Source organism: Peribacillus frigoritolerans (assembly GCF_030676415.1).
GTDB classification, from domain to species: domain Bacteria; phylum Bacillota; class Bacilli; order Bacillales; family DSM-1321; genus Peribacillus; species Peribacillus frigoritolerans_A.
The window spans coordinates 120,593-133,126 of sequence record NZ_JAUUTW010000005.1 but is presented as its reverse complement, the minus strand read 5'-3'; the positions used below and the strand labels follow the sequence as shown (position 1 = coordinate 133,126).

Sequence of the window (12,534 nt, the reverse complement as noted above, 5' to 3'; positions counted from 1 at the left end):
CTTTTCCTTCTGTACCGGTTTATGCATGCTGAATTTGCTGATTATTGTGACGTTTATCCATGTCGGGGATGAAAATGGCTACGAAAGCAAATGCTGTACTAACGTTAGTCGCCTTGCACTTACTTCATGGTCATATTCATCTTTTTATCTATCTGTGAAATTACATACGGGGAATGAACAAGGAAAAGTGACGGAGCAAAGCTTTATAAGCATATACCCACGGGTTCTTATAAACTATGCAAACAGGTATGGAACCGTATGACGGTATGGTGGAAGCTGCCCTATCTGTATAAAAGGCCTAGGGCGAGGACGACCATCCACGAATCATAACAAGCAGGGGTAAGCAAAGTCTAACCTGTTTAGAATTAATAAGGTAAGGTGAACGGTCCTCTATAATTAAGTCTAAGGTGCATATCTGGTTTTTAGGTTAAAAGGGTCCGTTAAAGGACCCTTTTGTTGTGGAATGAATTAAGGTAAATACTGGATATGAGTAATGGTGCATGTTATTTTTTTATTTTGCAATTCAGAATTGTGATAAAATATAGGTTAGGTTACAAAAGGAGAGTGAAACTGTGTTATCTATTCCGGATGATAAAATTAGACCATTCATAACTATAACAATTGATCAGCCTACATTTTCAGACCAAAAAATTCATGAGATACAGGAACCTTTCTTCTTTCTTATGAAGGAAAATCAAGTGTTTGCCTATATCCGTATGGATGACCTCCCGTTAAACGAAAAAATAACGACAGTCGATCAGCTTTTACAGTATGCTTTTTCGATTGATAATGTCTGTAAATTGCACCCTAACATTTCCTTGCCGCTTCTGTTTCAAATTATCGGTGAACCTATCGTACTGATAAAAACGGATGAGGGCCAGCTAACCGGTTATGTAAAAAGGGAAGATGTATTAGCTGAATTATTCAAGCAGGACAGCAAACAAAATTTAGACCTGCTAAATGTTATTTTAACCTCCATTCCTATGGGGATTTTTGTGGCTGATAAAGAAAAAAATATTGTGAACTTTAATGAATCAGGCTTGAAGATGATAAAAAAGCCTTCTGAACAAGTCCTTAATGAACCTGCTGCGAACATCTTCAATAAGCAGCATATACATAGCGTGTTTGCCAGCGGGAGCAGTATTCTGAATCAGTTGGAGATTACTGATGTCATGAGTGTGCTTGTCGACTATAGCCCGATTCTGAACCATGAAAAAGAAGTCGAAGGCCTGATCATCATCGTTCAGGATTTACCGATGGTTGAGGAAATGGCCATGGAAATAGAATTGATAAAAAGCTCGAATAAAGACTTGAATGCCATTTTAGCGAATATCTATGATGAAATACTTGTAGTCAATCAAAAAGGAGAGCTGCTGCGCTATAGTGACAGCATCATCTCAGGATTCTGGGGGAAGGATTTAAAAGATTATATCGGGAAGAATCTCTTGCAATTAGAAGATGAAGGGATTTTTAATCCTTCGGTCACCCGGTTAGTCCTTGAACAAAAAAAGAAAGTATCGATTGTCCAAGATACGAAAATGAATAAGAAAGTCCTTTCCGTGGGCACCCCTGTGTTCAATGAAAAAGGGGATATTGATCGAATAGTCATTGCATCAAGGGATATAACGGAAACGACACAATTGAAATCGGAATTAAATGAAATGAGGAAAGAACTGGACTCTTTCAAAAAACAGGATCAATTTTATAAAGAGTTGGTTTTTGCAAGTCCTAAAATGGAGCAGATAATCAGCCAAGTCAAGAAAATCGCTCATTTTTCATCTACTGTATTAATCAATGGGGAGTCGGGAGTAGGTAAAGAAGTGATAGCCGAAGCCATTCATAAAATGGGCAGGCGCTCTAAACAACCTTTCCTGAAGATAAATTGCGGGGCGATTCCGGAAAACCTCCTCGAAAGTGAATTGTTTGGTTATACGAAGGGTTCCTTTACAGGAGCGGATAAAAATGGGAAGGTAGGATACTTTCAACAGGCCAATAAAGGTGTTTTATTCCTTGATGAAGTAGGTGACATGCCTATACATCTGCAAGTCAAGCTGCTGCGGGTCCTCCAGGAACAGGAAGTGATTCCGATTGGCAGCACTACACCCATTTCCATTGATGTACAAATTGTTGCGGCCACGAATAAGAGTCTGGAAAAAATGGTCGAGATGGGCACGTTCAGAGAAGATTTATTCTATCGATTGAACGTCATACCCATACATGTACCCCCTTTAAGGGAAAGGCCGGAGGATATACCACCGCTAGCCTTTCATTTCCTGCAAAAACTGAATGAAAGGTATCAGCGGAATTACCACTTTTCCCCGGATGCATTAAATATACTGGAAGTCTATACATGGCCGGGGAACATTCGTGAGTTGCAGAACATGATTGAAAGATTGGTTGTTTCTGCAGATGAAGAGATGATCGATGCTGACTTCATTCAAAGGTTCATACCTGTGGGCAGTGACTTTAAACAAACGAAACCCATCATTACGAGAATTCTTCCACTGCAGGAAGCTCAGGATCATGTCGAAGAGCAATTGATCATGCTTGCCATGAAACAGTATAAAACTACCACCAAAGCGGCTAAAGCGCTCGGGATAAGTCAATCTTCAGTGAGCAGGAAGTATCAAAAAGTGTTAGCTGAACAGAGTAAGAAAATCGAAAAAAATGCATTTTGAATAAAAGCCGTTGCCGAGTGTTGAAAATCACTTGTCAACGGCTTTTATTTTTATGAATGCTTTTGGGAAGCTTTTCAATGATTTTCCAAGGATGATTATGCAAAGTGAAATAACGATATGCATATTTGCATAGTTTTTGAGTGATTTATTAAAAAAAATGCGATTTTATTGGTTAATTAACTTGGCATGGTTCTTGCTTGATTAGTAAGTATAAGAAAAAAGGGAGGTAAGCATCAAAGTTTCATTAAAAAAGCAATCTTAATTAACCATCCACTAAAGTTATAAAAAAAAGGAGATTATAAAATGTCAATTAACGTAGAAAGTAAAAACACTCAAGCTAACCAATCAGCAACCCAAGATTATATTAAAAAAGTGCTTCAATTAATCGAACAAAAAGAAATTTCAAAAGAAGATGCGCAGTGGATAACAAAAGAAACGGTCGAGAATTTCCGTAACCATGTAAACCCAGGGTTTTTGGAATACCGGAAGACGGTCACTAAAGACACACAATTCGCTTCGGTGGAGTGGTCTGATCAAGATTCCTGTTTTACGGATGTAAATGGAAAAAAATATATTGATTGTTTAGGTGGCTTTGGTATTTATAATGTTGGCCATCGTAACCCTAAAGTAGTAAAGGCTGTAACCGATCAATTGCAAAGACAAGCCCTTCATAGCCAGGACTTACTTGATCCATTACGTGCAATGCTTGCCAAGATCCTTGCCGAAATCACGCCGGGAGATCTAAAATACTCGTTCTTTACGAATAGTGGTACCGAGAGCGTGGAGGCTGCACTTAAGCTAGCCAAAATGTACAGTGACCGATACACGATCATTTCCACGACAAAATCATTTCATGGGAAAAGCCTTGGTTCACTATCAGCAACGGCAAAGGGCATGTTCAGAAAACCGTTCATTCCATTGATACCAGGTGTGCGTCATGTACCTTTTGGTGATGTGGATATGATGAGAAAAACGTTTGAAAGTTGTGCGTTGGTCGGTGAAGATGTTGCTGCTGTGCTGTTGGAGCCTATCCAGGGTGAAGGAGGGGTCATCCTTCCTCCGCAAGGTTATTTAAAGCAGGTTCGGGCATTATGTGACGAATATGATGCTTTATTAATATTGGATGAAGTGCAAACTGGAATGGGCCGTACAGGTAAAATGTTCGCTTCTGAGCTATATGATGTAGTTCCGGACATAATTTGTTTAGCGAAAGCATTTGGCGGCGGAGTAATGCCTGCAGGGGCTGTTGTAGCCAATGAGAAAGTGTTTAAAAGCTGGTTCGACAATCCATTCATGCACACTACGACATTTGGAGGAAATCCACTAGCTTGTGCTGCGGCCATTGCTACAATTGACGTACTTTTGGAAGAAAACTTACCGCAGCGTGCTGCAGAAGTTGGTGAATACTTCTTAAATGGGTTAAGGGAAGTGGCTGTTGAGCACAAAGATAAGGTTTTGGAGATCCGCGGCCAAGGTTTAATGATTGGTATTGAGTTCCATAAAGACGAAGTGGGTTATGAATTCTCAAAAGCCCTCTTTGATAAAGGCATCTTGGTAGCAGGTACGCTTATAAATTCCAAAACAATCAGGATTGAGCCATCTTTGACTATTCAGTTGGATGAAGTCGATACAGTCATTAAAGCGTTCAAAGAGGTCTTGCCGACGCTTCAATCTTAATTTAAGTAAGCAAAAAAACATGCCTTTGGGCGGTTTCAGACAAAAAGGTTTCGGAATGTTCTCATTCCGAAACCTTTTTGATTTTTTATTGGATTTGAAGCAGTTTTAGAGAATGGTGACCTCTCCAAGGTCATTATTTAGGTCAGCCTTCGCCAAGTCCATTTGGCTATCTACTTTACATAAATGGCAGCCTCCATTTTACGAACCAAATGGTTCGCTGGCGCCAGTTGGTTTAAAGTAATCATTTCAAGTTGATCTTGCTGAATAGAATCATGTTTAGAAAGTATCCTCATCACCTCAAGTTTTCATCCTTCTATTTTAAAACAGAAATGACTCCAGGCAAAAGTGTTCTATCTAAAAGGTAAGACAAAGTTGATTGGAACGGAAGGTACGAGACTCCTGCGGGAAAAGCGCGTCTAGGGGAGACCCCGCAGGCGAAAGCCGAGGAGGCTCCCCGACCGCCCGCGGAAAGCGAGTGCCTGGAGTGGAAATCAACGTCCAAATTGTGCAAGCCATAAAAATAGACAAACTCGATTTTCATCGAGTTTGTCTACAGTCTGAAACAGCCTTTGGGCTGTTTTTTTGTTGTTTGGAGGGAGGAGGTATGGAAATTACTATACATATTTCTTGTTATATACCTGTACCTCAAAAATTTTTTTCGCGAAAAGGAGTCATGAAAACGCGAATTACACAGATTGGACAATGATTTAATTCCTTTAACGTAATTTGGTATGTTATAATAATTTCTGGAAAAAGGAGTGATGAAGATATGACACCTGCTCTGCAAAAAATGTGGATATCCTTTATAGCTATGGGCTTTATGGTTATCTCTATATTTCTAATCTACTTAAGCCGCTATAAATTAAAAGGTTTTTGGAGAGTCTTGACAGCAATTATCGCATACATACTTATGATTCTAGCCGGCTTGATCATCCTTATCGTTGTTCTAAGCGGGCCAACCACTTGATAGGTGAGGAGAAATGATGAGAAATTTTTTCAAAATATTATGTGTATTATGCATCTCTGTAACATTATCTGGCTGCTTATATCCGGAGAAGCAAAAAATGCAAAACCAACTGCCTTATAAAGAGCAAATCCAATCCGTCCAAAGTGCAGTGGATCAATTTCAGAAAGATGAAGGCGGCATACTGCCCATCGTTACAAAAGATGCAGGTACACCGATTTATCAAAAATATGTCATAAAATTTTCTAAGATTTCACCGAGGTATATGGCTGAACCACCGGACAATGCCTTTGAATCAGGAGGTGTCTTTCAATACATCCTCGTTAATGTTGAAAAGGATCCGACTGTAAAGCTGTTGGATGTCAGGATGGCGCAGAAGATCCAGGATGTTTCCTTGAGATTGACTGCTTATCAGCAAAGCAACGGATACCCGCCATTTAAGGAAAGATTATCCGATAATGTCTTCACGCTTGATTATGAGAAAATGGGCCTGAAGGAAGCTCCGACGGTCACGAGCCCATTTTCACAAAAAGATTTATATCTTGTAGTCGATGGTCAAGGCAGCATTTTTGTTGATTATACCCCGGATTTACTTGAGGCATTGAAGAAGCATGAGGGAGAAATTAAGCCAGGTGAAGATATCCGGGAACTGCTTGTTCAGAGTTCGGAGTTCGTCCCTGCCTATTCATTGCCATATACAATTGATGAAAAAACAAATAATCCAATATTTCTTACAAAATAGGCATAACCCTTCTTCTGCAAAATATATTGTAGGGGAAGGGTTATTTCTTTTATCTTTATTTCATCTTACTTTTAAAATAACAACCCTTATATAAAATTTCTGGTGGAGGAAGGGATTGAACCAGGGAAATAATTGGAATAAATTTTTAGGACAACATCATAGATATATAATGTCCTAAATAAATGCAAATGGATAAACGAAATCCCAAAACTCTAATTCGGGAGGGGATACCTTGGAAAAGGTAGATATTTTTAAAGATATAGCTGAACGGACCGGTGGCGATATATACTTGGGGGTGGTCGGTGCCGTCAGGACTGGGAAATCCACATTTATTAAAAAATTCATGGAGTTAGTCGTCATTCCGAATATTCCGTCAGAGGCGGATCGTGCCAGGGCACAGGATGAATTGCCTCAAAGTGCTGCCGGAAAGACGATCATGACGACCGAACCCAAATTCGTACCGAACCAGGCAGCATCGATTCAAGTAGCGGAAGGTCTCGACGTGAACATCCGTTTAGTCGATTGTGTCGGTTATACAATACCCGGGGCTAAAGGTTATGAAGATGAAAATGGTCCCCGCATGATTCACACGCCTTGGTATGAAGAGCCGATTCCGTTCAATGAAGCGGCTGAGATCGGTACTCGCAAAGTAATTCAGGATCATTCCACATTAGGCGTAGTCGTTACGACGGATGGGTCCATAGGAGAAATCCCTCGAAGTGATTATTTAGAAGCCGAGGAAAGGGTTGTCGAAGAATTGAAGGAGGTTGGCAAGCCATTTATCATGATTGTCAATTCCGTTCAGCCTCACCACCCGAATACGGTAGCACTGAAGGAATCCCTGCAGGAAAAGTATGATATCCCTGTATTGGCCATGAGTGTCGAAGGAATGCGGGAATCGGATGTTTACAGCGTACTGCGCGAGGCCCTGTACGAATTTCCTGTTCTCGAGGTCAATGTTAATCTCCCGAGCTGGGTAATGGTTCTGCGCGAGGATCATTGGTTAAGGGAAAGTTACCAGGAAGCGGTTAAAGAGACCGTCAAGGACATTAAACGCCTGAGGGATGTAGATCGTGTAGTCGGTCATTTCAATGAATTCGAGTTCATTGACCGTGCCGCGCTTGCGGGCATCGAGATGGGGCAGGGTGTTGCAGAAATAGACCTATACGCCCCTGATGAACTCTATGATGATATTCTGAAGGAAATTGTCGGCGTGGAGATTCGGGGCAAGGATCATCTGTTATCTTTGATGCAGGACTTTGCGTATGCGAAAGCAGAATATGATCAGGTGGCCGATGCATTGAGAATGGTCAAACAAACTGGATATGGTGTCGCAGCCCCATCCCTTAACGATATGAGTCTTGATGAACCGGAAATCATCCGTCAGGGAGCCAGGTTCGGTGTCAGGCTAAAAGCCGTAGCTCCTTCCATCCATATGATCAAGGTCGATGTCGAATCCGAATTCTCGCCAATCATCGGTACGGAAAAGCAAAGTGAGGAATTAGTACGGTATCTGATGCAGGATTTCGAAGACAATCCACTTTCCATTTGGAACTCCGATATTTTTGGAAGAAGCCTAAGTTCCTACGTAAGGGAAGGCATACAAGTGAAATTAGCGATGATGCCAGACAATGCGCGCTATAAATTGAAAGAAACACTGGAGAGAATTATTAATGAGGGCAGTGGGGGATTGATTGCCATCATCTTATAGAAAACGTTTAAAAGCTGGACCAACTCCATTTATGGATTGGTCTTTTTGCATGGAATGAACGGCAGGATTGCAAGAAAAATACATTTATGAACGTTCATATTTGAAATAATCTGCTGTTTTTTAGTATAATCTTGAAAAAACCCTGTGGTTAAGCGATTTTCAGCAATATAATAAGTTTAATTTCTATAAAAAAGGGAAATGATGAATAGCGAAAGACAAAATTTATAATATATACAATTATTAATGAAAAGATTCCCACTATTTTTTGAATTCCCTTGCTAAGCTAATAGGATTTGTGATAATCTACATACAGAAAACGCGTTATAACAGCGATTTCAACCTATTTATAAATTTCTGGATGAATTATTTGGAAATAAATCCGGCTTGGTAATCCTTGATTGCCAGGGAATGAAATTTTTTGACCGAAACTAATATCAAATCACTATTATAGTGTTGTAATAATGATTTTTTATAAAGATTCCTTTTGGGAGGAGGTGAATGGCATGAACAAAACAGAATTAATTAATGAAGTTGTTACAGCAACTGAAATTTCTAAGAAAGACGCTACAAAAGCTGTTGATGCTGTTTTTGATACAATCTTAGAAGCTCTAAAAAACGGTGATAAAGTCCAATTGATTGGTTTTGGTAACTTTGAAGTTCGTGAACGTGCGGCTCGTAAAGGCCGTAACCCACAAACTGGTGACGAAATCGAAATTGCAGCTAGCAAAGTGCCAGCTTTCAAACCCGGTAAAGCGCTGAAAGATGCAGTGAAGTAATTCCACCATTACATACGGGTGCTTAACCGAAAAGGGCCGCGTGAAAACGCGGTCCTTTTTTTGCTTCTTAATTTCCATCTGTGATAATATAAAAGACAGTGAATATTTTAGAAGCGCTGCAGATGGTAAATCCGTCACAAGGAAATAACCATCCGAAAACCGCTTACGACGAAACGGCCTTTCAAGGGCGTCCTTGTATGGGGGGATGGGTCGCTTTAATAATTGCAATTATGGATATCCGGGTGCAACGCGCTTTGGATTTTTTATCTGAATACATAATATTATTGATTTTTTAGGAGGTACAAAAAATGGCTAATGTTGATCATGCCAAATTAGAAGAAGCGGTTAAAATGCTTCTTGAGGCTGTAGGGGAAGACCCAACGAGGGAAGGACTGCTGGATACACCTGGCCGAGTAGCCAGAATGTATGAAGAAATTTTTTCTGGACTTAATCAAGATCCGAAGGAATATTTCGATACTGTTTTTGGAGAGGACCATGAAGAACTCGTACTTGTAAAGGATATTCCGTTCTACTCAGTATGTGAACATCATTTAGTCCCTTTTTACGGGAAAGCCCATGTAGCATATATTCCGAAAAACGGAAAAGTGACTGGCTTAAGTAAATTGGCACGGGCGGTTGAGGCTGTATCGAAGCGTCCGCAACTTCAAGAGCGCATCACTTCTACAGTTGCTGACTCGATAATGGAAAAGCTCGAACCTCATGGTGTAATGGTTGTAGTAGAGGCTGAACATATGTGCATGACCATGCGAGGTGTAAAAAAACCCGGATCTAAAACAGTGACTTCAGCTGTAAGGGGAACGTTTGCGAAGGATCACCGTACTAGAGCTGAAGTTCTGGCATTCATTAAAGACTAAGGACATGGGGGCTGGAAAAAATGAATGAAAAAAAGATTCTGAATGATTTTGTCGTAATCAAAGCCATTGAGGACAGTGTGAATGTCATCGGGTTGACAAGGGGAACGGACACCAAGTTTCATCACTCCGAAAAACTTGACTCAGGAGAGGTGATGATCGCACAATTCACGGAGCATACCTCGGCAATTAAAATCAGGGGCCATGCAAAGGTCTATACTCCATTCGGAGAGATAGAAAGTGATTCAAAAAAGAATTCACCTGACAAATGATAGCTTCTCAATGCATGGTTAATTAGTAAATCAATCATCTGATATCGCGTTTAACAAGCTGTAAATTTCCCGCATCCATTTTTTTGAAGAGCAAAAGACGATGGTTTCCTTATTTTTGGAAGTTTCATTTTATAAACGTTGACCATTTCATCTGATTGTTTTTATGGTATAATAATGTGTATTTTACACAGACAGAAACCAATATGTATGAAAAAAATTATCTTTCGGGGATGCAAGGGTGATCTCAATTGTTAAACATAACGGACGACATACGGCAATTAAAACGATTAATAGAAACGAAAGCTCAACATCCATATTTATTGAAGTATATACAAAAGCCAAGCTTGGACGAAGATAAACTGATATTGCTTTGGGGATTGTTTAACGATTTGGACGTTACAAGCGAAAAACGGAATCAATACATCATCTCAACCATGTTAGTGCAAATAGCTCTTAATACCCATGAAATCGTCTCGAATTCGGGTGAAGGAATCGAGTCGCCCGAGGTATTGAAAAATCGTCAATTACAAGTGCTTGCCGGTGATTACTATAGTGGCTTATATTATCAAGGGCTTGCCAGTGTAGGTAATGTTGATATGATCCGTATACTTTCAAGCGCGATAAAAAAAATAAATGATAATAAAATCATTCTTTACCAACAAGGGTCCATTAATGATGTACCAACGCTTATAATGACGATAAAAGCGATCGAGGCTTCGCTGATTCATAAACTGGCGGATTACTATAGTGAGCCTGCCTGGATAGAAATATCGGAAGATCTGCTGCTTTTAAAACGGTTGCATGCCGAGAAGAGCAGTTATATGAAGTCGGGGCAATCGATAGTTTTTGATGTCCTAAGGGAAATGCCTATTGATGACTCGATTGGTGGGGAAGTTCCCATTTCGGAAAAAGAAGAACAGGTACGCACCCAATTCGACAAGTGCCTGAGGGATGCCAGGCAATCCGTAGAGCGCTCGATGCGGAAGCTGGCAAAGTTGGATGGTGAACTACTGGAAAGAGTGAAGGTCATCTTGGAACAAACAGAGAGTATAGCAAATTCATATGTGAAAGAAGGGTGAATCATGGAGCAGTCTAAAGAGCAAAAAGTTCATCATGTCTTTGAAAAGATCTACGGAAATTATGACAAGATGAATTCCCTCATCAGCTTCAAACAGCATCTTAAGTGGCGGAAGGCTACAATGGCCATCATGAATGTCCCAAAAGGCGCCCATGCACTGGATGTATGCTGTGGAACAGCGGACTGGACCCTTGCCCTTGCTAATGAAGTAGGACCAGAAGGAAAGGTTGTTGGTCTGGATTTTAGTAAGAACATGCTGAAAATCGGCGAACAAAAGGTGAATGAACTCAATCTGGATCAAGTGTCCCTAATGCATGGGAATGCAATGGAACTTCCTTTTGAGGATAATAGCTTTGACTATGTCACGATCGGTTTCGGGCTGCGGAATGTCCCTGATTACATGAAAGTGCTTAAAGAGTTAAACCGGGTAGCCAAGCCGGGTGGAATGGTCGTTTGCCTGGATACGTCACAGCCAACGATGCTAGGCTTTAAACAGGGCTATTATTTTTATTTCCGTTTCATCATGCCCATGTTCGGCAAATTATTCGCAAAAAGCTATAGTGAATACTCATGGCTGCAGGAATCAGCTCGAGATTTCCCAGGCATGAAAAAGCTTGAAAACATGTTTAAGCAGGCTGGAATGGAAAATGTCAGTTATAAGGCCCATTTCGGTGGGGTAGCAGCAACACATTTCGGGTACAAGCCTTCAAAATAAGCAGAATAGCAATGGACAAAGCTGGGTGGAATGTATGAAATTTAAAATGATGTATTCATTTTTGAATGCAGATTTGCAATTAATAGAAAAAGAACTGGAAGCCGCAATTGAAGCGGATTCCACGGTTTTAAGGGAAGCTTCCCTGCATTTACTGCAATCCGGTGGAAAACGGATCCGTCCGGTATTCGTCCTATTGGGTGCTAAGTTTGGCAACTATGATATTCATGTCGTAAAGCATGTCGCAGCAACTTTGGAACTGATCCATACGGCTTCCCTTGTACATGATGATGTGGTGGATGATGCGGATTTACGCAGGGGATCGGCTACCATTAAGTCAAAATGGGATAATCGTGTCGCCATGTACACAGGCGACTTCATTTTTGCTCGTGCGCTGGAAATGATGGCGGTTATCGAGTCGCCGCTTGCGCATCAAATTCTCGCTGATACTATGGTTGAACTATGTCTTGGGGAAATTGAACAAATAAAAGATAAGTACAATTTCGAACAGAATTGGCGGATATACTTTAGAAGGATCAAACGGAAAACGGCATTGCTCATTGCATCCAGCTGCCAGTTGGGAGCCATTTCAGCAGGTGTTGAAGAGAAGATTCACCAAAAGCTATTTAAATTCGGATATTATGTCGGTATGTCCTATCAAATCACCGATGATATATTGGATTTTACGGCTTCGGAAGAAGAGCTTGGTAAACCAGCCGGTAGTGATTTGATTCAAGGTAATATCACTTTACCCGTTTTGATTGCTATGGAAGATCCAAAGTTAAAAAAGCTTATCGAAACAGTTCGGGAAGATACGCCAAAAGACGAAATGTCCCATATAATCCATGCGATAAAAACTTCCGGTGCCATTGAACAGGCAGCGAGGATCAGTGATATGTATTTAGAAAAGGCTTTTACTGAGTTGAAAGGTCTTCCTGCCATTAAAGCTAGAAAAACTTTATCGGATATCGCGAAAAATATCGGAAAAAGAAAGTTTTGATAATGGGAGTTGCGAAACTCATCAAACAATGGTAATATTCTAAAAGTATTGC

The 12,534-nt window shown here is 40.5% G+C and carries 13 protein-coding genes; 12 read left to right on the top strand and 1 reads right to left on the bottom strand.

What is annotated here, in order from left to right; translation table 11 throughout:
- The first annotated feature begins 572 nt into the window (after positions 1–572).
- Both Q8G36_RS07200 and Q8G36_RS07195 read left to right on the top strand, forming a co-directional pair.
- Positions 573–2,678, top strand: coding sequence for a sigma 54-interacting transcriptional regulator (locus Q8G36_RS07200; RefSeq protein ID WP_305160101.1), 2,106 nt, complete (start codon positions 573–575; stop codon positions 2,676–2,678).
- A 303-nt stretch (positions 2,679–2,981) separates the two neighbouring features.
- Positions 2,982–4,355, top strand: coding sequence for a putrescine aminotransferase (locus tag Q8G36_RS07195; RefSeq protein WP_305160100.1), 1,374 nt, complete (start codon positions 2,982–2,984; stop codon positions 4,353–4,355).
- 170 nt (positions 4,356–4,525) lie between these two features.
- Here Q8G36_RS07195 and Q8G36_RS07190 read toward each other — a convergent pair whose 3' ends face one another.
- Entirely contained in the window at positions 4,526–4,651 is a 126-nt protein-coding gene (locus tag Q8G36_RS07190; RefSeq protein WP_305160099.1) for a hypothetical protein, read from the bottom strand.
- A gap of 473 nt (positions 4,652–5,124) precedes the next feature.
- On the opposite strand from Q8G36_RS07190, the gene Q8G36_RS07185 reads away from it, so the two are divergent.
- The 10 genes from Q8G36_RS07185 (at position 5,125) to hepT (ending at position 12,482) form a co-directional block, all read left to right on the top strand.
- Positions 5,125–5,322 carry a DUF2768 domain-containing protein gene (locus tag Q8G36_RS07185; RefSeq protein WP_048681698.1) on the top strand — a complete coding sequence of 66 codons (198 nt, stop codon included), beginning with the start codon at positions 5,125–5,127 and terminating at the stop codon, positions 5,320–5,322.
- Between the two features lie 16 nt (positions 5,323–5,338).
- The gene (locus tag Q8G36_RS07180; protein ID WP_370694042.1) at positions 5,339–6,061 is read left to right on the top strand and encodes a hypothetical protein; all 723 of its coding nucleotides are present in this window, start codon (positions 5,339–5,341) and stop codon (positions 6,059–6,061) included.
- Between the two features lie 232 nt (positions 6,062–6,293).
- Positions 6,294–7,772 carry a stage IV sporulation protein A gene (spoIVA, locus tag Q8G36_RS07175; RefSeq protein WP_125162210.1) on the top strand — a complete coding sequence of 493 codons (1,479 nt, stop codon included), beginning with the start codon at positions 6,294–6,296 and terminating at the stop codon, positions 7,770–7,772.
- Positions 7,773–8,275: 503 nt separating this feature from the next.
- A complete protein-coding gene (locus Q8G36_RS07170) occupies positions 8,276–8,548 on the top strand; it encodes an HU family DNA-binding protein (protein ID WP_034308023.1) in 273 nt (90 codons plus the stop codon).
- Between the two features lie 122 nt (positions 8,549–8,670).
- Positions 8,671–8,844 carry a hypothetical protein gene (locus tag Q8G36_RS07165; RefSeq protein ID WP_305160097.1) on the top strand — a complete coding sequence of 58 codons (174 nt, stop codon included), beginning with the start codon at positions 8,671–8,673 and terminating at the stop codon, positions 8,842–8,844.
- A gap of 12 nt (positions 8,845–8,856) precedes the next feature.
- A complete protein-coding gene (gene folE, locus Q8G36_RS07160; protein ID WP_063233209.1) occupies positions 8,857–9,423 on the top strand; it encodes a GTP cyclohydrolase I FolE in 567 nt (188 codons plus the stop codon).
- Positions 9,424–9,443: 20 nt separating this feature from the next.
- Positions 9,444–9,692 (top strand): trp RNA-binding attenuation protein MtrB, encoded by a 249-nt coding sequence (mtrB, locus tag Q8G36_RS07155; RefSeq protein ID WP_076365643.1) that lies wholly within the window; start codon positions 9,444–9,446, stop codon positions 9,690–9,692.
- A gap of 248 nt (positions 9,693–9,940) precedes the next feature.
- A complete protein-coding gene (locus Q8G36_RS07150) occupies positions 9,941–10,771 on the top strand; it encodes a heptaprenyl diphosphate synthase component 1 (RefSeq protein WP_305160096.1) in 831 nt (276 codons plus the stop codon).
- A 3-nt stretch (positions 10,772–10,774) separates the two neighbouring features.
- Positions 10,775–11,485, top strand: coding sequence for a demethylmenaquinone methyltransferase (locus Q8G36_RS07145; RefSeq protein ID WP_305160095.1), 711 nt, complete (start codon positions 10,775–10,777; stop codon positions 11,483–11,485).
- A 34-nt stretch (positions 11,486–11,519) separates the two neighbouring features.
- Positions 11,520–12,482 (top strand): heptaprenyl diphosphate synthase component II, encoded by a 963-nt coding sequence (gene hepT, locus Q8G36_RS07140; RefSeq protein ID WP_305160094.1) that lies wholly within the window; start codon positions 11,520–11,522, stop codon positions 12,480–12,482.
- Positions 12,483–12,534 lie beyond the last annotated feature (52 nt).